14 protein-coding genes are annotated in these 19,096 nt (G+C 71.5%); 7 read left to right on the top strand and 7 right to left on the bottom strand.

The genetic code is table 11. From position 1 onward, the window contains the following. The first annotated feature begins 298 nt into the window (after positions 1–298). Positions 299–1,597, top strand: a complete 1,299-nt coding sequence (locus WME85_RS26075; RefSeq protein WP_437842075.1) for an endo-1,4-beta-xylanase — start codon at positions 299–301, stop codon at positions 1,595–1,597. Between the two features lie 234 nt (positions 1,598–1,831). Here the strand turns inward: WME85_RS26075 and WME85_RS26070 are convergent, their stop codons facing one another. Continuing rightward, positions 1,832–3,280: a glucuronyl esterase domain-containing protein gene (locus tag WME85_RS26070; RefSeq protein ID WP_437842074.1), complete on the bottom strand. Its 1,449-nt coding sequence runs from the start codon at positions 3,278–3,280 to the stop codon at positions 1,832–1,834. A 2,012-nt stretch (positions 3,281–5,292) separates the two neighbouring features. Here WME85_RS26070 and WME85_RS26065 point away from each other — a divergent pair. After that, entirely contained in the window at positions 5,293–6,381 is a 1,089-nt protein-coding gene (locus WME85_RS26065; RefSeq protein WP_437842072.1) for a glucuronyl esterase domain-containing protein, read from the top strand. A 319-nt stretch (positions 6,382–6,700) separates the two neighbouring features. After that, the gene (locus WME85_RS26060) at positions 6,701–7,543 is read left to right on the top strand and encodes a hypothetical protein (protein WP_437842070.1); all 843 of its coding nucleotides are present in this window, start codon (positions 6,701–6,703) and stop codon (positions 7,541–7,543) included. Positions 7,544–7,690: 147 nt separating this feature from the next. On the opposite strand, the gene WME85_RS26055 is transcribed toward WME85_RS26060, so the two are convergent. Genes WME85_RS26055 through WME85_RS26030 form a run of 6 tightly spaced genes read right to left on the bottom strand, consistent with a single transcriptional unit; the run spans position 7,691 to position 14,413 of the window. Then, the gene (locus tag WME85_RS26055) at positions 7,691–8,629 is read right to left on the bottom strand and encodes an NAD-dependent epimerase/dehydratase family protein (protein WP_437842069.1); all 939 of its coding nucleotides are present in this window, start codon (positions 8,627–8,629) and stop codon (positions 7,691–7,693) included. Beyond that, positions 8,626–9,693 carry a CDP-glucose 4,6-dehydratase gene (gene rfbG / locus WME85_RS26050; RefSeq protein WP_437842067.1) on the bottom strand — a complete coding sequence of 356 codons (1,068 nt, stop codon included), beginning with the start codon at positions 9,691–9,693 and terminating at the stop codon, positions 8,626–8,628. The genes WME85_RS26055 and rfbG overlap by 4 nt, the downstream gene beginning before the upstream one ends. Continuing rightward, entirely contained in the window at positions 9,690–10,463 is a 774-nt protein-coding gene (gene rfbF, locus WME85_RS26045; RefSeq protein ID WP_437842065.1) for a glucose-1-phosphate cytidylyltransferase, read from the bottom strand. Before rfbF ends, rfbG begins: the two co-directional genes overlap by 4 nt. After that, complete coding sequence (locus WME85_RS26040) at positions 10,460–11,626, bottom strand: glycoside hydrolase family 26 protein (protein WP_437842063.1); 1,167 nt, start codon at positions 11,624–11,626, stop codon at positions 10,460–10,462. Before WME85_RS26040 ends, rfbF begins: the two co-directional genes overlap by 4 nt. Beyond that, a complete protein-coding gene (locus WME85_RS26035) occupies positions 11,623–13,284 on the bottom strand; it encodes a glycosyltransferase family 2 protein (RefSeq protein ID WP_437842061.1) in 1,662 nt (553 codons plus the stop codon). The genes WME85_RS26040 and WME85_RS26035 overlap by 4 nt, the downstream gene beginning before the upstream one ends. Continuing rightward, positions 13,250–14,413: a hypothetical protein gene (locus WME85_RS26030; RefSeq protein WP_437842059.1), complete on the bottom strand. Its 1,164-nt coding sequence runs from the start codon at positions 14,411–14,413 to the stop codon at positions 13,250–13,252. The genes WME85_RS26035 and WME85_RS26030 overlap by 35 nt, the downstream gene beginning before the upstream one ends. A 215-nt stretch (positions 14,414–14,628) precedes the next feature. Between WME85_RS26030 and WME85_RS26025 the strand changes: the two genes are divergently transcribed. The 4 genes from WME85_RS26025 to WME85_RS26010 all read left to right on the top strand — a co-directional run bounded on the left by WME85_RS26025 (position 14,629) and on the right by WME85_RS26010 (position 19,089). After that, the gene (locus WME85_RS26025; RefSeq protein WP_437842057.1) at positions 14,629–15,303 is read left to right on the top strand and encodes an RNA polymerase sigma factor; all 675 of its coding nucleotides are present in this window, start codon (positions 14,629–14,631) and stop codon (positions 15,301–15,303) included. Then, complete coding sequence (locus WME85_RS26020; protein WP_437842055.1) at positions 15,291–16,517, top strand: FecR domain-containing protein; 1,227 nt, start codon at positions 15,291–15,293, stop codon at positions 16,515–16,517. Before WME85_RS26025 ends, WME85_RS26020 begins: the two co-directional genes overlap by 13 nt. Continuing rightward, positions 16,507–17,745: a hypothetical protein gene (locus WME85_RS26015; protein WP_437842054.1), complete on the top strand. Its 1,239-nt coding sequence runs from the start codon at positions 16,507–16,509 to the stop codon at positions 17,743–17,745. The genes WME85_RS26020 and WME85_RS26015 overlap by 11 nt, the downstream gene beginning before the upstream one ends. Positions 17,746–18,243: 498 nt before the next feature. After that, a complete protein-coding gene (locus WME85_RS26010) occupies positions 18,244–19,089 on the top strand; it encodes an SUMF1/EgtB/PvdO family nonheme iron enzyme (protein ID WP_437842052.1) in 846 nt (281 codons plus the stop codon). Positions 19,090–19,096: the final 7 nt, after the last annotated feature.

Here is a 19,096-nt window from a genome sequence, read left to right as displayed (position 1 = left end):
GAACTGCGGATCGCAGGGCGCTCCAGGAGCACGGCGAGTCAGCTGTGGGGTGCCCAACAGATTCGGCCTCGGACACACATTGTTACCAAAAACATAATTGTTGAATGATCCTGGATTTTCTCCTAGGGATCTATGCCTATGGCCACGCACCGTGAAGCTGTGGCTTGCGGATGGCGTCCGGTCTACTGTCGCCGCGGCACCACCTCGGGTGCCGCCCGTGTGCGGTGTGTACCCGGCGATGATCAAGGCACCACTACGCGGGAATTGGTTCGAGATTTTCCCTTCGGAGGATTCCAACATGAGGTCAGTACCCCTTACCCTTCTACTCTCGGCGTTCCTGTGTGCCACCGGCTGCTCGGACAGCGGCGGGGAAGGGGAAACCGGCGGCGCGGGCGCGACGAGCAGCACGGCGGGCACGACCGCCGGCACGGGCGGCGCGGGCGTCACGAGCAGCGTGGCGAGCGGCACGGGCGGCGCGACGGGCGTCACGAGCAGCGTGGCGAGCGGCACGGGCGGCGCGACGGCCGTCACGAGCGGCACGGGCGGCGCCGGCGGCGGCACGGGCGGCGCTGGCGGCGAGGAGGCCAGGGTCCCTGCCGCGAGCGCCAGCACGCTGAGGGAGGCCGGTGAGAAGGCGAACCCCCCGATCCTGATCGGCGCGGCCATCTCTGGCGGTGGTCTCAATAACAATGATTACAAGAGGGTCGCTGCTGCCGAGCACAACTACGTGACGGCAGAGAACGAGATGAAGTGGGACTCGGTGGAGCCGAACGCGGGGCAGTTCAGCTGGGGCGCCGCGGACAACATCGTGAACTGGGCCGTGTCGAACCGGATGCAGGTCAAGGGCCACACCCTGGTGTGGCACAATCAGCTGCCGGGATGGGCGAACTCCCTGAGCGGCGCCACGCAGGTGGAGCAAGCCATGCGCAGGCACATCGAAGGCGTGATGGGGCACTTCAAGGACCGGATCCACAGCTGGGACGTGGTCAACGAGGCGGTCATCACCGATAGCGATACAGGCGTCGGCAACCCCCGCATGAGGCCCTCGGTGTTCTTCAACGCGCTGGGGGACAGGTTCCTCGACCTCGCCTTCGAGATCGCGAGAGAGCAGGACCCGACCGCGAAGCTCTACTACAACGATTACAGCATCGACGCGCTCAACGACAAGGCCGACTACGTCTACGAGATGGTGAAGGGGATGGTCGAGCGGGGCGTCCCGATCGACGGCGTCGGGTTCCAGATGCACATCGGGCCGCCGAACAACGAGGCAGGCGGAGCGGACGTGGAGGCGAACCTGCGGCGCTTCTCCGAGCTGGGCCTGGAGGTGCTGATCTCCGAGATGGACATCAACCGTTGCAGCAATCAGGTCACCGCGGAGGAGCAGCTCGCTTACTACCACGACATCGTCGCGGCCTGCTTCCAGCTGCCCAAGTGCGTCGGCATCACCTTCTGGGGGATCAACGACGGCAGGTCGTGGCTCAACAGCTGGAGCGGGGCGCTGTGCAACGGGCAGAGCTCTCAGTCTCTCCTCTTCAATGACCAGTATCAGAAGAAGGAGACCTACAACAAGGTGATGGACGCCCTCCTGGGCCGTTAGCACCTCCCGCGAGCCGCGACCGGCGCTGGTCGCGGCTCGCCGGCGCTGGTCGCGGCTTCACGGAGCGGATCCTCTCGGCTCCTGTGCGACCGGCGTCTCCGGCCTGAAAACGCAGCGAAGCTCCACGCAGAACGCAGAACGGCCCGGCCACGCCTTCACGTGACCGGGCCGCGGAACGGGCCCGGCACCTTCTCTCTGGTGACCGGGCTACGCCTCACCCCTGCAGGCTTGCTGTCACGGGAGCGTCGGGGCCGTCCAGTCCACCCACTTGGCCTGATCGAGCGCGTTCTTCGGCTTCCAGATGTCGGTGCTCGCGCTGGCGTCTTCGAGCAAGAACTTCTTGACGAAGGCCTCGATCGCCTCCTGCTCGCCGCCCGCGTAGTCCGTCCCGCAGTGGGTGTGCCCGCTGTCGACGTACCCGATGTTCTGCTTCGCGCCGAGGGCCTCGTAGATCATCCTGGCGGCTCCGCCGGCCTGGTCTGCGTTGTTCGTGCTCAGCCACTCGTAGTTGAGGTTGCCGAGGATCAGGAGGCCGCGCGGCGCCACCATGCCGACCAGCTCGTGGTGGTCGAGCGGGAGCTTGGTCACCGCGTTGCCGAATTGCTCGATGGTCTTGCTGAACCACTGCTGCTCGCCATAGGTCCTGCTGAGGTTCTGGACGCCGGAGCTGCCGGTCCTGCCCATGTTGTCGACCTCCGAGACCCTCCACGCCGCCACGCCACCCGAGCCAGACTCCTGCGGAATGGTCAGCGCGATGCGCGAGTCCATGGCGCCGATCATCAGCGCCCCCTTGCCGTTCCGCGAGCAGCCCGTGATGGCGAGCCGCTTCGGATCGATCTGCGCGTCCGGCGTGGACTCGAGGGCGTCGATGATGCGGCTCGCGCCCCAGGCCCAGGCGATCAGCGCGCCGCTGTTCGCGTTCCCGTGGAACTTGGAGAAGATGCCGCCGCTTCGGTCCCCCTCGGGCTGCACGCCGTTGTGGTTGTAGTTGATGATCGCGACGCCCATCTGCTTCAGGCGGTTGTTGTTGAGAGAGCCGCCGCTGAGCCCGATGAGCGCGGGGTAGGGCGGCGTGCCGGTGCTGGGCAGGGAGATGTCGACGCTGAAGGAGACATCCTGCGCCCCACCGCTCACGTTGATCGTCAGCTTGCCGCCAGCCACGCTGCCCGTGACGGTGGCCTCCTTCACCTGCTTCGGGCCGGTCTCGTAGTGCTGAACCATCTCGGAGATTTCCCGATGCCGGCAGACCCACTGCGCTCGGGTCGTCACCTTCGTCCCGTCCATCATGGTGAACGGGTCGGGCAGCTTGTCGTTCGCCCTCAGCTCGCCGAAGGCGGGCAGGCTGGGGACGGTGCAGTCCGCGCCCGGGGTCTCGATCCCGGTCAGCTCCGTGTCCCCGCCCGCCGGGGCACCGCCAGCACCGCTGCCGGTGCCTGTCGTCGCGTCCGAGCCGCCGGCGCTCGAAGCGCTCGTCGTGGAGCCGCTCGCCCCGGGGCCTGTGCCGCCGGTTCCACCGCTGCTCGCGCCGCTCCCGGACGACGTGGTGCCGCCCGACACGGTGCTGCCGGTTGCTCCGCCGGTGCCGCTGGTGTCTTCCCCATCATCGCTCGAGCCGCACGCGATGAGCAGGGGGAGGAGGACGGTTCCAGTGAGGAATTGGGCGTATCTCGATCGAAACGACATGGTGGGCCTCGCTGAGTCTAAGGGGCTCGGCATGGTCATGCTCGAAGCGGTCGTGCTGCGTTCTCTTCCGGCGGAAACACGGCCGAGCGTGACCGCATGTACATTCCCGGCGGAAGGCAATTCGATCAGATTCCTTGTCATCGCAATCACCGTTCACACGATGCTTGCGTCGAACGCAGTGCGACCCGCACGAGCGAAGGCCTCCGCCGGAACGACCCGTCGGCTCCCGTGCCTTCGGCGCGCTGAGCGCCGTCCCTGAGCCGCCCTGCGGCCGGTCGGATGGCGATGCTTCTTCTGCTTACCTGGCGACGCTGCGCAACGTACGTGACTCGTGCTGTCTGCTTGCGCTGGTGGTTGGGGACGAAGCGACGAAAATCGTGGGCGCGACAGGCCGCATCCGGACGATCGGATGCGGTCTGGAGGCGGCGCGCCGCCACACGTCGAGATGCCCGCTGCGCAGCGCACGTGCCGCCTGCTGCTCTCCTCGATCCGGGTACCACACCGGGGGCCGAGAGAATACACGTTTCACGGCTGGCAGAGCGCGCGCGTGACCTCGCTCGGCGACGTCGCGTTACCATCGGTAACACGCAAACGACGTTGCGCTACGATCGGTAACACGCGCACCCCGACGCGTTGCGATCGGTAACGGGAGTGGGTCTGGCTGCGCCGCGTCATGGCGCACCTGCCGTGCGAGGTGTCGAGCCAGAGAAGGTCGGTGCATGCTGGCGCTCTATGCGGTGCTCGTCGCCTGTGCTCTCTTCATCTGTACGATAATTCTACGACGAATACCATGTGTTCTTGCTTACGGCGCGACCCCGCTGAGGGCGCTCGGTCGTCAGGCTCTCCGAGAATCCTGGCGGAACGATTCCGCGAGGGCGAACCGTCGCCACCCGTCACGTCACCCGGTCGGTTGCTCGAGCTGGCGGCGGTACCGAATGGCTCAGCGCGCGCGAAGGTGGACAGTCGCTGATTCGCCTTCCCACGCCTGAGGACGCAGCTGCCGCTCCGGTCCATGAAAAGGAGGTAGTGGCGGCCTGGTCCAAGAGCCAAGGAGGCCTGCGGCTGGTCGGGTCAAGCTCAGAAATGGCACCGCGTGATGACGCCGGTCGAGCTGCTGGCGCGGCTCGCTGCGCTGGCGCCGCCGCCCCGATATCCGCTCGTGATCTACCACGGCTTGCTCGCGCCACACGCCACGCGGCGCAGCGCGGTGGTGCCCAAGCCGCCGGGCGTTGTGAACGCTCACGACCTTCCGGCGAGCCGGAGTGGGACTGTGAAGCGCGATGCGGCAACGCCAAGGTGGTCCCGTAGACGATCCGGATGGATCACATCGACTACAAAATTGCTGAACATCTGCGTTCTGACCGAACGCTGCCCGCCGGTCGTACGATTCCCAGTGATAAGCGTGATCGATCCGCCCTCCGCTGGGAATGGTCGTCTGATGGTGTCGTTCCGGCCAGCCTTCTCCAGACCGCTCCCCGTGACGGCCCTCCTCCCCTTGTTCGTCCAGCGTCACCAGCGCGAATAACGCCTAGACTTCCCTATCGTCTACCATAGATACGTCGGTTTTCGCGTGTCACGTATACGTGTCATGCACGCGTGTCGCATTCCGCCACTGTACTCGAAACATGGAGGACTTCATGTCTGTCCGCTCTCGTGCCTCGCGCAAATTAGCCGCTCTCGCGATTCCCGTACTCGCCCTCTTGAGCTTCCCTGGCTGTTCTTCAGAAGTAGGATCCGGCGGTACCGGGGGAGATGCTTCGGGCGCAGGCGGCGGGACACCCGGCGCGAGCGGGGGAGTCACCACGGGCGGAGGCTCCCCCTCCAGCGGTGCTTCCGCGACCAGCGGAGTCGCCAGTACGGGCGGCGGTGCTCCGACGGGTGGATCCGGCACGGGCGGCTCCTCGACCGGCGGGGCTAGCGGGACTGGCGGGACCACCGGGACCAGCGGGACTGGCGGCGGCGCCTTCACGTGTACCCTGCCCACGTTGCCCGAGCCGAGTGGTCTGACCGAGGTGAACCTGAAACTCCCGGATCCGTTCACCTTCTTTGACGGAACGAAGGTCACCACCAAGGAACAGTGGGAGTGCCGCCGCAAGGAAATCCTGGCAATGGCGGCCAAGTACCTCTACGGCCCAGTCCCCTCCGAGCCGGATGAGGTGACCGGAACCGTATCCGGAGGTACCGTTTCAATCACCGCCAAGGTGGGTGAAAAAACAGAGAGCTTCTCGGCGAGCATCAGCGGATCCGGCGATGTGATCGCTCTCAAGTTGTCGGGTGGGATTTTCCCGTCGGGCAGTAAGACGCTGTCGTTTGGAAGCGGCTTCGAAGGCAAGATAAGAAACCTCTTCGGCCTGTCCGAGCTCAACACCAACATCGCCAACGGATGGATGATCGACCGGGTGATGGACGTGTTGGAACAGAACCCTGGCAGCGGACACGACCCCACGAAGGTGATGGTGTCGGGATGTTCCGGATGTGGAAAAGGCGCTTACCTGGCGGGTGTCTTCAGTCGTGCGCCGGTGGTCGTCATCGTGGAATCGGGCGGTGGTGGTGTAGCCAACCTGCGCCAGGCAGAGTGGTTCAGGCACGGTGAAGGTGGTTCTGTTTGGCAGTGCTCGGATTCCAAGCCTCAGAGCATCGATAACCTCGAGGACAGCGGTATCTGCGGACCCTGGGTGACCGGCGCGGCCCGCTGGCTCCGAAGCGACCCCTCGAAGGTATACAACCTCCCCTTTGATACGCACATGATCCTGGCGACCATCGCTCCACGGCATCTGGTGCACTTCACGAATTCCAATGGCAGGAACTCATGGTGTCACCTGGGTGGAACCTGCGAAGCGCTCTCCGCATGGGCAGCAAAGCCGGTATGGAAGGCGCTCGGTGTCCCGGAGCGCATGGGTTTTCAGATGTACAGCGCGAACCACTGCGGCGCGTCGGGCTCTCAGACCGCCCTTGCTGGCGAAATGTTCAAGCGAGCATTCGAGGGCAATACCAGCGCAAACACGGACGTGCTGAATATCCTGGACAACGGCGTTCAGCAGCCGGTCAGCGAATGGAAAGACATGTGGGTCGACTGGGATATGGAGACGGTGCTGGAGTAGCGATCCCCGTCTCTCTCCCTGGCAAGCGCCGCACGAGCGCCAGACAGCTGTGAAGATCTCCCGGAGCTTCGCGACCTTCTTCGTGCCCGTCGCGGTCTGGTACAGGGCGAGCCGGCTCCTGCGCGCCGTGTCGACGAACCGCTGAACTCATCCTCCTCTTCGGATCCGCCTTCACTCCACAGCTGCGGGGTTCTCGGCGACGGGGCGCTCATCCACGCTCGGCCGCGCTCCCTCGTGACGGCCCGATCGCCTGACGTCGCGCCGCGGGCGGTCCCGCGCGGCGGTGGACCGCGCCCGCGCGGCGGTGGTAGGAGAAGATATGGCGAAGCGGCGCGTAGCATGGATGTGGGCGGCGTGGACGCTCGCAGCCAGCGGGTGCACCACGCTCGTGGGGCTGGACGACGGCTACCACCTGGTGGAAGGAGCGGGCGGCGCGTCCGGCGAGACGGGCGGCGGCCTGTCGTCGGCCTCGGCGATGGGCGGCACGGCCAGCCCCGGGACGGGCGGGGACGAGGGGAGCGTCCCCGAAGACGTCGACCTGATCGACGACATGGAAGACGGCGACAACGCCATCGATGAGGCGAGTGGCAGGGTCGGCTACTGGTACAGCTACAATGATGGGACGGGCACGCAGACTCCCCCGGATTCCTCGGAGGAGCCGCCCGTCGGGTTCGTCCCGGAGGCGCTCACGCCGCCGCGCGGCCAGAGCACGATGGCGGTACACACGTTCGGGTCCGGCTTCACGGAGTGGGGCGCCGGGGTCGGCTTCGCGCTGAACGGCCCCGACATGGGGCTGTTCCCCTACGACGCGTCGGCGTACGCAGGTATCGTGTTCTGGGCCAGGCTCGGCGACGCGGGCGCGGCGGCGACCGTCAAGGTCAACGTCTCGGACAAGTCCTCGGAGCCCGCGGGCGGGATCTGCGATGAATCGGCGGGCGAGGGTGAGCCCGATCGGTGCTTCGACCACTGGTCCTATATCGCGCCCCTCGGCGCGGAGTGGGCCCTGATCGTGATCCCCTTCGCGGAGCTCACGCGCGCTGGCTCGGGCGCCGAGCCCACCGCCCAGGCCGTCGACGTGGCAGGGCTCTACACGATCGACTTCGGGTTCGCGCAGGGCGAGGATTTCGACGTCTTCATCGACGACGTCGGCTTCTACAGGTGATCGCCTGAGGCGCGTGGCCCAGGCTGCGAATGGACGGCTCGTTCGTGCATGGGTGATGTGGGCTGCGCGAGATCGCGTGTCACGGCTGCTGACGAGACGGTATCGGTCACGCCGTGGGGCGTCGCCAGCTCCCCGTCCCCTGGGGCTTCACGAGGGGGCGAGCGAGGCGGCGACGCCGAGGGAGAGGGGCGTGCGAGGGCGCCAGCTGGTGGCGGCGCGGAAGCGGCGGGGGTCGCCGACGAGCCACGGGGGTTCGTCAGGGCGCGACGGCCGGCCGCCGAAGTCGAGGAGCGACTCCGGCGCGCCGAGCTGCCGCGCGACCTCGAGGCAGACCTCGCGCACGCTCGTGGGGCGACCCGAGCAGACGTTGTAGGCCGCGCCGGGCTCGAGCCCCGCGGTCGTCGCGCCGAGGAGCAGCGCCTCCACGACGTCGTCCACGAAGGTGAGATCGCGGCGCTGCGTGCCGGGGGTGAGGTCGACGCGCTCCCGCGCGCGGAGCCGGGCCGCGAGGTGCGGGATGAGGCGATGGGGCGCCTCGCCGGGGCCGTAGACGCCGAAGAGGCGGAGCGTCACGAGCGGCACCGACAGGGCCCGCGCCACGGCGCGCCCGTAGTCGTGCGCGGCGGCCTTGGCCGCGCCGTAGAGGTCCGAGGGGACGCGCGGCGCGCCCTCGTCGACGAGCTGCCCCTCGCGGACCGCGCTGTACTCCGAGCACGAGCCCGTGAAGACGACCCGCGTCCCGCCCCAGCGGGCGGCGGCCTCCAGGGTCGCGACGAGGGCCCCGACGTTGCCCTCGAGCAGCGTGCCCGGCGCTCGCTCTCTCGGGTTCACCCCGGCCGACGCCAGGTGGAAGACCACGTCCGGAGGCTCGTCGCCGACCCCATCCAGGAGCGCGTCCCGCGTCAGGCGATCGAGCGGGAGCCGCCGGACGCGCTGGCCCGGCGAGAGGCGCGAGAGGCGCGCCCAGCCCGCCGACCCCGCGGGCGCCGTCGCGACGACGTCGCACCCGTCCGCAAGGAGCCGCCGGACGAGCGCCGAGCCGATGAACCCGGTCGCGCCCGTGACGACCGCCGCGCCGAGCCTCACGCGAACCCCGTGGCGAGCCGGAGCTGCTCCTCGACGAGAGGCCGCGCGCGCCCGCGATCCGCGAGGTACCCCGCGTACCACGCGCTCGTGAGCTCGATGGCGCCGTCGGTGTCGAGGAGCGGGCGCCAGCCGAGCCGGGACCGCGCCTTGCTGCAGTCGAGCCGCAGCGTGGTCGCCTCGTGGAGCTGCTCGCCTTCCGAGGGCTCGGCGAGCTCGAGCGAGCCCCGCCCGAGCTCGCGGACGATGGCCTCCGCGAGGCGGTGCACCGTCCGCGGCTCGGCGTCGTCAGGGCCGAAGTTCCAGGCGCCGCTGTACCGCGCCGGATCGTCCCAGAGCCGCCGCGCGAGGAGGAGGTACCCCGAGAGCGGATCGAGGACGTGCTGCCAGGGGCGCACGGCGCGCGGGTGCCGGATGTGCACGGCCTTCCCCGCGACGACGCTCCGGACGATGTCCGGCACGATGCGGTCCTCCGCCCAGTCTCCGCCGCCGATGACGTTCCCGGCGCGCGCGGTCGCGAGCGCGATGTCGCGCCCGTAGAACGACTGCCGGTAGGCCGCCGCGACGAGCTCCGCGCAGGCCTTGCTCGCGCTGTACGTGTCGTGGCCGCCGAGGGCGTCGGTCTCGCGATAACCCCAGACCCACTCGTTGTTCTCGTAACACTTGTCCGTCGTCACCACGAGGACGACCCGCACCGACGGGAGGCGCCGCGCCGCCTCGAGCACGTGCGCCGTCCCGAGGACGTTGGTCGCGAAGGTCTCCACCGGCCGCGCGTACGACCTCCGGACGAGCGCCTGCGCCGCGAGGTGCAGCACGATCTCCGGCTCGGCCTCGGTCATCGCCCGCGCGAGGCGCCCCTCGTCGCAGAGGTCACCGAGGATCGAGGTGACCCCGTCGTCGATGCGCGCGTCGGCGAAGAGGCTCGGCGCGCCCTCCGGCGGCAGAGAGTACCCGGTGACCTGCGCGCCCAAGAGCCGCAGCCAGGCGGTGAGCCAGGAGCCCTTGAACCCCGTGTGCCCGGTGACGAACACGCGGCGGCCGGCGTAGAAGTCGAGGTGCTCGCTCATGACCAGGTCCTCCAGGGCGCGCGCCCCTCGTCCCAGAGCCGCTCGAGGAGGCGCTTGTCGCGCAGGGTATCCATCGGCTGCCAGAAGCCCTCGTGCTGATAGGCCATGAGCTGCCCGAGGGCGGCGAGCCGCTCGAGGGGCTCGCGCTCGAGCGGCATCGCGTCGTCGCAGTCGAGGTAGTCGAGGGCGCCTGGCTCGAAGACGAAGAAGCCCCCGTTGATCCACCCCCCCTCGGCCTGCGGCTTCTCGGCGAACGCCGCGACCTCGCTGCCCCGGAGATCGAGGACGCCGAACCGGGCCGGCGGGCGGACCGCGGTGATCGTCGCGAGCTTGCCGTGGGAGCGGTGGAAGGCGACGAGCTTCGCGATGTCGATGTCCCCGACCCCGTCGCCGTAGGTGACCATGAACGGCTCCCGTCCGAGCACGCGGCTCAGGCGGCGGATGCGCCCGCCCGTCTGGGTGTGCAGCCCCGTGTCGATGAGCGTCACGCGCCAGCTCGGGCAGTGGACGCCGAGCGCGTCGACCTCGCCGCTCCGCAGGTCGACCGTGAAGTCCGCGCGGCGCGTCCTCAGCCCCGCAAACCAGTCCTTGATGAAGTCGCCCTTGTAGCCGCAGGCCACGACGAAGTCGTCGAAGCCGTGCGCGGCGTACATCTGCATGATGTGCCAGAGGATGGGCTGGCCCCCGATCTCGACCATCGGCTTCGGCCTGTCGACTGTCTCTTCACTGAGGCGGGTCCCGAGCCCGCCGGCGAGCACCACGATCTTCATCGCTGAGCCTCCTGTGCATGGTTGGTCTGTGCCGCGAGCGCGCGGCGCACCGCGCCGGCGACCGCGGGGTCGTCGGCGAAGGCCCACGAGAGCGGCTCGTGGGTCACCGTCGCGTCGCTCGCGACGTGGAAGAACAAGAGCGCCTTCACCGCGGGGTGGCGCGCCGCGAAGCCCGTCAGGGCCTCCTCGTACCAGCGCGCGCGGTCCCCGCCGGCGGCCAGCGTGCCGAGCTCGGCGACCATCATCGGCTTGCCGAGCGGGGCGAGGCGCTCGTAGTGGCGCGCGAAGAGCTCCTGGAACGAGTACCATTTGGACCAGCGGACGGCGGTCCCGTAGTTGAGGACGCCCGTCGCGACCCAGTCGACCCACTCGTTGCCCGGGTAGTACTCCCAGTAGTTCTCGTACGAGACGCTCGGCGCCCAGACCCAGAGGACGTTCGACGCCCCGGCGGCGCGGAAGCGCCCGACGACGTGCCGCCACGCGCGGATGAACTCCTGCGGTCGCGGGTTGTTCACCGGCCCCCAGGGGTAGCGATAGCCGTCGTTCATCTCGTGCGCGAAGCGGAGGAGGATCGGGTGCCCGTGCTCCGCCGCCGCCTTCGCCCAGCCGTCGACGTAGGCGTCGTACTTGCCGTCGGCGATGTCGGTGAGGCCGCCGTGGTCCCGCGTCGCCGCCGGGCGGAGCGAGAAGTCCGCGCGCTGGAACGCGCTGAGCCAGGGCTCCCACGTGATGACCGGCACCGAGCCCACGGCCCAGATGGCCCGCGCGGCCCGGCTCGGGAAGCCCTGGTCCGCGCCGTCGCCCCAGGCCGCGTAGATCTGCGTGAGGAGGAGCGTCTGGCCGACCGCTTCCTCGAGCGCGAGGTACCCGCCGACCTCGCGCGGCAGCCCCCCGTCGTGCGCGCCGTAGAGGAGGCGCTTCGGGGCGCGGAGATCCTCCAGCTTGCGCGGCGCGAGCTCCGCGGACAGGCGCGCGAGCCGGGCGTCGCGCTCGGGGCCGGCGGTCCAGGCGAGATCCGCCGTGGCCACGGCGGCGCTCGCCGTGCTGAAGGCCGACGAGAGCCAGGCCTCGGCGGGCTCGCGCCCGTAGGTCGAGAAGAGCACCGCGAGGGCGGCGCCTGTCGCGGTGGCGGCTGTCAGCGCGACGCGGTGTGAGCGCTTCATCGTGATCCTCCGAGGGTGGTCATGGGGGTCGTGGTCGTCGTGGCGGTCGCGGCTCCGCGCGCGGGTAGGCGCTCCCAGGGGTCGATCACCTGGGCCGCGCCCCCGCCGCGCCGCGCGGCCCAGGCGATCGCTCCGCTCATCGACGCGGCCCCGAGCGCGCCGAAGAGGAGCATCGCCCAGTAGGACTCTGCGTCGCTCCAGCGCTCGGCGAGCCGGTGCGCGGAGGTCCGGAGCCAGAGGCTCGCGCCCATCGTGACGAGGAACGAAAGGACGACGAGCAGGTGCGGCCACGCGAGCGGCAGGAGCCGGCCGCCGAGCCCGCGCTTCGGCGTGGGCACGTAGCGGACGAGGCGCTTGACGATCGCCAGCGCCACCCCGAGCGTGTAGACGGGGAAGGCGGCGAGCTTGAGGAGGAGGGCGCGCCAGTGGAGGCCGCTCTCCGTGGCGCGGTCGCAGAACCACCGCTGCCCGTGGAAGTGGAGCGCGACCGCCGCCACGACGATGGGGGCGCCCGCCGCGACGAACCCCGCCGGATCCACGTGCATGGGCCAGGAGCCGCCCCAGAGCGCGACGAGCGGCAGGACGAGGTACGTCAGCGTGGCGGGGCCGGTGAGGTAGTACGTGCCGATGGCCACGTACGAGAGCCGCTGGCGCGCGCTGAGCCGGAAGAAGCGCGGCACCACCTCGGCGAAGAGCGCGTCGACCGCGCCGGTCGCCCACTTGAGCTGCTGGGAGAAGTACCCGCCGAGGTCGTCGGGCACGAGCCCGCGGCTGACGATCTCCGGGACGTAGACCGACGTCCATCCAGTCGAGTGCAGCCGGATGGAGGTCATGAGGTCCTCCGCGAGCCCCACGGCGTGCCCGCCGATGGACGCGAGCGCGGCGCGGCGGAAGGTGCAGTTGGCGCCGATGGCGACCGCGCTGCCGAGCCCGTGGAGCCCGAGCTGCATCGGCCCGTAGAACCCGTAGGTCTGCTCGGCCGCGCCGCGGGCGATCGGGGAGTCGGCCTGGTTGTAGTAGCCCTGCGAGACCTGCACGAAGCCCACGCGCGGGTCGTCGAAGTGCCCGAGCACGCGGTCGAAGAACTCCGGGAAGGGCAGGTGATCCGGATCGAGGACCAGGACGAAGTCCTCCGCGGTCCGCGCGAGGGCCATGTTGATCTTGCCGGCCTTGGCGCCCGGGACGCCGCTCGAGTCGAGCCACACCGCGCCGTGCCGCTCGGCGAGCGCGCGGAAGCGCGGGTCGGCCGTGCCGTCGAGGAGGTACGTGCGGTGCGGGTAGCGGACGCGGGCGAGCGCCGCGAGGGTCGCCTCGAACATGGCGAGCGGCTCGCCCGGCGCGGCCGTGGTGAAGACCGCGACGGAGAGGCCCGCGGGCGCCGGGCGATGCTCGACAGGGCCCGCCGCGAGGTACCCGATCCAGGCGAGGACGATGCGGCTGATGCCGTACCAGACCGCGATCGACAGCGCGACGAAGGTCGCGAGGTGGGCGACGTGGCGCTCCTGGAACCAGAAGCTCGCGAAGCCCGCGACGCCCACGAGCCCGAAGGCCACGAGCGCCCGGACGATCAAGCGATCGACGAGCCGCACGGGCGCGGCCGACGACCACCGGAATAGCCCCGGGTCAAAGCGGGAGATCGAGGCGAAGCGTCGTGTCATGGAACCGGTAGTAGAGCTGGTGGTTGTGGTGGTAGGTGACCCCGAGGCGGACGACGCCGAGGTCGAGCGACGCCCCCGCGCGGACGTCGACGTGGGTGCTGTCGACGCGCGACGTGACGCTCCAGGCGAGCGCGGTCGGATCGATCTCGCTCCCCTGCACGGCGAAGTCGCCGCTCGCGTCGAGGCGGAGCTTGCCGAGCGAGAGCGCCGCGACGAGGATGGGTCCGTGGCGGCGCACGCCGAGGGGGGTGAAATACGGCGAGTAGGTCTGCGCCGTGAGGGACCAGCGCGAGCGCGAGGTGTCGGCCCAGGCCGCGCCCCACCCGGCCTTCAGGCTCAGCGCGCCGCGCAGGAGCGGCGCCACGGCCCAGCCGTAGGCGGTGAGGCCGTCGTTCCCGTCGGAGTACCAGCGCCCCTCGCCGCGGAGCTCTCCGCTCCAGCCGTTCCAGTCGGCGACGGCGAGCGCGCCGCCCGCCGCGCTGACGAACACGTGCTCGCGGGTCGCCGCGTGGGCGTCGAGGAGCTCCTCGCGCCGCGCCGACGCGCGGAGCCGCAGCGGCGAGAGCCACCGCCCCTCGATCTCGCCGCTCCCCGACACCTGCGCGCTGCCGTCCGCCCAGACCCGCGCTGTTCCCGTCGCGCTGACGTCGAGGTCCGCCCGGGCCGGGCGGAAGAGGAGCCCCACGAGCCCGCCCACCGCGTGGGCCGGCGTCGCGCCGCTGCGGGGCTCCGTCGTCTCGCCGCGCTCGTGGGAGGCGCGCGGGTACCAGAGGCCGAGCGCGCGCGCGCGCAGCTCCAGGCTCGCCGTCGGCCAGAACGACAGCCCGGCGCTCTGCGACCAGCGATCGAGCGGCTGCGTGTCGAAGAAGGCGCGGGTCTCGAGCTCGAGGCGCGGGGCGAGCGCCGCGTCGAGCTGGCCGCGGAGGATCCCGGCGTCGCGCGCCGCCTCGCTCTGCGCGGGGACCTGCGCGAGGAGGGCCTCCGCCGCCGCGTAATCGGCGATCGCGAGCCGCTCCTGCGCCTCGGCGACGTGGCGCCACTCCCCGGGAAGCGGGCGCGGCGCGGCGCCGGCGGCGCCCGCGAGGGCGGCGGTGGCGATGAGGCAGGGGACGGAGGAAGCGAGGCGCATGGCAAGGGGAGGGGGACATCTCGTCCCGGTCGACCCCAAGGGACCGCCTCCGCCCGGGGACGGCTCACCGGGGCGCGCAGAAAAGATGCGTGAGCCGTCTCGGGCTCCTGCCGGTCCTTTGATGGAGAGCTGTGCCCTCCCGCATCGAACCCTCTCCGCCCCGCAGCGCCGAGCCTCGGCTCGGCGACACCGCCGCGACCCGCCGAGGAGACCCCGTGCCTGACGGATCGCGCTCGCCGATGCCGCACGCCGCGAGCCGCGCCAGCGCCCCGCCGGGCGGCGGGCAGCTCGTCGCGCTGCCGGTCGAGCGCGACGACGCCGAGCTCCTCCGTCGCCTCCAGCGCGGGGATCCCTGGGCCAAGGCGGTCCTCTTCGAGCGCTACGGCGCCCTCGTCGAGCGCGTCGCCCGCCGCATCCTCGGGACCGAGCGGCACACGACCTTCGTGGACGTCGTCCACGACGCCTTCGTGTCGGCCTATGCGACCGTGCACCAGGTGAGCGACGCGGCGGCGCTGACGTCGTGGATGAGGTCCGTCGCCGTGCACACGTCGTGCAAGAGCATCCGCCACCACAAGGCCCGGAGCTGGCTGCGCTTCTTTTCGCCCGAGGACATGCCCGAGCCCCTGGCGCGCGGCGCCGACGCGGAGCTCCGGGAGGCCCACGATCGGACCTACCGGCTGCTCGAGTCGTTCCCGCTCGAAGAGCGCGTCGCCTTCGCGCTGCGCTACATCGAAGGGATGGAGCTCACCGAGGCCGCGGCCGCCTGCGACGTGTCGCTGGCGACGATCAAGCGGCGGATCGCCCGGGCCGAGGCGCGCTTCGTCAGCGCTGCCCAGCGAGACCCCGTGCTCGCGACATGGATCGAGGAGGGCACGCGATGGAACCCGTGACACGACGCATCGAGACCCTCGGGGCCGAGGTGGCCCGCACCTCCGACCAGCGCGCCAGGCCGGGCGAGACGCTCGCCGCGGCCCGCGCGCGGCTCTTCGCCGCCGAGGTCGAGGCCCCGCCCCGCCGGGCGCGCCCCGCCGTCTGGGCCGCCGCGGCTGCCGCGCTCCTGCTCGCTGCGGGCGGCGCCGCGCTCTTCCGCACGGCCTGGCCGCCCGCGGGCGGGAGCGAGTTCGCCGCCGTCGCGCCGAGCGCGGGCGCGCCTGCGCCAGGCGCGGGCGCGCGGGTCGAGGCGCGCGACGCGCCGCTCGCCTTCACCTTCGCCGAGGGGACCTCCGTGCGGCTCGACGCGGCGTCCGCGCTCCAGGTCCTCGCGACCGACGCGCGCGGCGCGGAGCTGCGCGTGGAGCGGGGCGGCGCGGACTTCCACGTCGTCCACCGGAGCGACACGCGCTGGGTCGTCCACGCCGGGCCCTACGCGGTGCGCGTGACAGGGACGCGCTTCGAGGCGCGCTGGGCCCCCGAGGCGCGGCGCTTCACGCTCGCGCTCGCCGAGGGCAGCGTCGAGGTGACGGGCCCGGATCTCGGGACGGCGCGGCTCTCGGCGGGCGATCGGCTCGACATCACCGCGCCGAGCGAGCCCCCGGCGAGCAGCGCCGCCGCCGCCCCCTCGGCGGACGCGCCCGCGGTGGCCGCGGGGCCGCCGCCCGCGGACCGCGACCGCGACCCCCGCCCGCCGGCGGCCGGCGCGACGGACGCCGCGCCGCGCTGGCAGTCTCTGGCGAGCGCGGGGCGCCACGAGGAGGCGCTCGCGGCCGTCGAGCGGCTGGGGCTCGACGCCGTGCTCGCGCGGGCCACGCCCGAGGAGCTCCGGCTCCTCGCCGACGCCGCGCGCTACGCGGGGCGCCCGCGCGCCGCGCGCGCCGCGCTCCTCGCCCTGCGCAACCGGCACGGCGCGCGCGGCGACTCGGCGTTCCTCCTCGGCAAGCTCGCCGCCGATCAGCTCGGCGATCCTGGCGACGCGCTCGCCTGGTTCGACACCTACCTCCGCGAGGCGCCTGGGGGCGCGCTGCGCGAGCAAGCGCTCGGGCGGAGCCTCGAGCTGGAGCAGCGGCGGGACCGGGAGGTCGCGCGCCGCGCTGCGCGCCGTTACCTCGCCGAGTACCCCAACGGCGCCTACGCGCCCCTCGCGCGCTCCCTCACGGATGCGCGCTGAGCTCGCCTCCGCGCGCCGCGCCGCCCGCGCCGCCCGCGCCGGCCTCCGCGTCCTCGCGATGCTCGGCGCCCTCCCGGGCCTCCTCGGCGCGGCGCCGCCGCCCGAGGCGGCGCAGGCCCCGGCCAGCGCCGACGCGCCCGCGCGGGCCACGGTGGCCCTCGCCGGGGACCCGGCGGAAGCGACGTTCCAGCGGATCCGCGCCGAGCTCCGCGCGCTCGAGGTGCGCGTCACCACGGGCGGCGCCGAGGACGCGGACGCGCGCGTCGTCGTGGCCCGCAAGCGCGTGACGATCGCCCTCGCCGCGCGGCACGGAGGTGGCGAGCTCGAGGTCGCGGTGCGCGGCGGCGAGGGGCCCGAGATCCTCGCCCTGGCCGCCGTCGAGCTGCTCCGCGCTCGCCTCCTCCACCGCGATGCCCCGAGCCCTCACCGCGATGCCCCCAGCCCTCACCCGATCGACGGCGCCGCCGCGAGCGGCCAGCCCCACCCGCCCGCGGCCAGCCCTGCCGGCGTCCCCTCCGCGAGCCCGGCGGCCTCCGCGAATCCCCCATCCCCCGCGCCCCCCGCGCTCTCCGCCGATCACGCGCCCGCTGCGAGCTCCACCCCACCCGCTCCTCAGCCCGCTCCTCAGCCCTCCCCTCAGCCCTCCCCTCAGCCCTCCCCGCACACTGGCGACGACGCGCGGCGACGCACGCGCTTCGTCGCCTCGGTCGGCCCCGCGCTGCTCATCACCGGAGGCGATGTCCCGGCGACGCCGGCGCTCTCGATCGGCGCGTCCGCGCTCTTCCGCGGCGGCTACGTCGCGGCGGGCGGGACCGCGACGCTCGGCGACACCTCGTGGAGCATCCCCGGCGGGCGCCTCGAGCACGGCGTCTGGCTCGTCGGCGCCACGGCGGGCGGCGCGCTCTCCTTCGCGAGCGGCCGCGGCCTCGCGACGCTCGGGGCGGGCGCGAGCGTGCTGCGCCTGCGCTACCAGACGCTCCTCGCGTCACCGGTGTTCGACGGCGGCTCCGGCGCCGCGTGGGCTGCCGTCCCGCACCTCGATGCGGCCCTGCGCTGGTTCGTCCACGATCACGCCGGCTTCCGCCTCGGCGGCCTCGCCGGCGCCGCGTTTCCGGCCGTCGACATCCCGCACCCGGAGCGCAACGTCGGCTCGAGCCCCGCCGCCGACGCCACCCGCTACGGCCGACCTCTCCTCGCCGTCTCCCTCTCCCTGGAGGCGCGCTTCTGACGGCTCCCGGCGCCGTGCCCTGGGACGTCGCTCACTTCACGAGATCTCCTCCGATCCATCGTTGTCGAGGATCGGCTCTGTGAAAGAAGTCGCGCGAGAGGACGTCTGGCGCGCCTGTCGCGTGTGACAGCGCGTGCCGGGGTGGCCGCGCTGGCCGGCCATCGTGGCCGACCGGGCGGCCACGCCACGGCACGACGGCGGGTCGAGCAGCCGCGTTGCCCGGCATCGTCGGGCACGGCAGCAGGCCGAGATTTTGCAACCTCAGCAGCCAGCTCCCGACGCTCGCGAGAAGGAAGATCGCGACGAGCTCGGTTCAGCTTCCAACTTGGCCCGCGTGTGTACGCTGATGTAGTCAGACGTGGGAAGAAGGTTAACGTGCGAATCCTGGGCTTCACGGTAACGACACTCCTCGGCGTCGCGGCTTTGAGCTGCGGCAGTCATCTGGACACGGAGAGGGCCAGCGCCCGAACCGTCGAGATTCATGAGGTTCCGGCGCAGGTGTCCGAGCCTGCGCAGGTCGCGTCCTGGCAGATGGAGACCGACGAGCTGCCGACGGACGATCCCACGACGACGGAGGCGCCCGTCACCCTCCCCGGATCGACCGAGGGCTGCCCCGGCGGGATGGTGCGGGTGGAGGGTGAGTATTGCCCCGCCGTGGTGCAAGAATGCCTCGAATACCACCCCGAGTGGACGAAGCGCCACGGTGAGCCGGGCGTGGCCGCCCGGTGCTTGCGTTTCCGCGAGCCGTCGCGGTGCGTCGCCAAGAAGAACGAGAGTCTCTCGTTCTGTATGGACAGGTACGAGTACCCGAACGTCCCGGGTGAGCTGCCGCGCACGCTGACCTCGTGGGAGCAGGCCGCCGGTCTCTGTGAGGCGCAGGGCAAGCGGCTGTGCACCGAGGCCGAGTTCAACTTCGCCTGCGAGGGCCCCGAGGCGCTGCCTTACGCTTACGGCTACGAGCGGGACGCCGAGACGTGCAATCAGGACCGGGACTACGTCTTTCCCGACCACGCGCAGCGGCTGCTCCACTACGAGGCGTGCCAGCAGAACGAGCGGTGCGCCGCCGAGGTTGCGCGCCTGGACGGCCGCGAGCCGGCCGGCGCGCGCGCGGCGTGCGCCTCGTGGGCGGGCGTCTTCGATCTGAACGGCAACGTCAACGAGTGGGTGGTGCGCACTGATCAGAAGGCACCCTACCGCAGCGGGCTCAAGGGTGGATGGTGGGGGCCGATCCGGAGCCAGTGCCGTCCGATGACGACCTTTCACAAGGAAGACGACTACGGCTACGAGGTCGGCTTCCGCTGCTGTTCGGACGTCGAGCCGCAGGCCGCGAGCGAGAGCGGCTGAGAGCCCG

It is taken from the genome of Sorangium sp. So ce1153, assembly GCF_051521595.1.
In the GTDB taxonomy this organism is placed as follows: domain Bacteria; phylum Myxococcota_A; class Polyangia; order Polyangiales; family Polyangiaceae; genus Sorangium.
Note: the sequence above shows the minus strand (reverse complement) of the source record. Positions and strands in the feature narration are given on the sequence as shown.

Excerpts from the sequence above, each read along its gene's own strand:
- rfbG (WP_437842067.1), bottom strand. The coding sequence starts at position 9,693 with ATGAGCGAGCACCTCGACTTCTACGCCGGCCGCCGCGTGTTCGTCACC.
- WME85_RS26070 (WP_437842074.1), bottom strand. The coding sequence starts at position 3,280 with ATGTCGTTTCGATCGAGATACGCCCAATTCCTCACTGGAACCGTCCTC.
- WME85_RS26015 (WP_437842054.1), top strand. The coding sequence starts at position 16,507 with ATGCGCGCTGAGCTCGCCTCCGCGCGCCGCGCCGCCCGCGCCGCCCGC.
- WME85_RS26030 (WP_437842059.1), bottom strand. The coding sequence starts at position 14,413 with ATGCGCCTCGCTTCCTCCGTCCCCTGCCTCATCGCCACCGCCGCCCTC.
- WME85_RS26035 (WP_437842061.1), bottom strand. The coding sequence starts at position 13,284 with ATGACACGACGCTTCGCCTCGATCTCCCGCTTTGACCCGGGGCTATTC.
- WME85_RS26060 (WP_437842070.1), top strand. The coding sequence starts at position 6,701 with ATGGCGAAGCGGCGCGTAGCATGGATGTGGGCGGCGTGGACGCTCGCA.
- WME85_RS26075 (WP_437842075.1), top strand. The coding sequence starts at position 299 with ATGAGGTCAGTACCCCTTACCCTTCTACTCTCGGCGTTCCTGTGTGCC.
- WME85_RS26040 (WP_437842063.1), bottom strand. The coding sequence starts at position 11,626 with ATGAAGCGCTCACACCGCGTCGCGCTGACAGCCGCCACCGCGACAGGC.
- WME85_RS26020 (WP_437842055.1), top strand. The coding sequence starts at position 15,291 with ATGGAACCCGTGACACGACGCATCGAGACCCTCGGGGCCGAGGTGGCC.
- rfbF (WP_437842065.1), bottom strand. The coding sequence starts at position 10,463 with ATGAAGATCGTGGTGCTCGCCGGCGGGCTCGGGACCCGCCTCAGTGAA.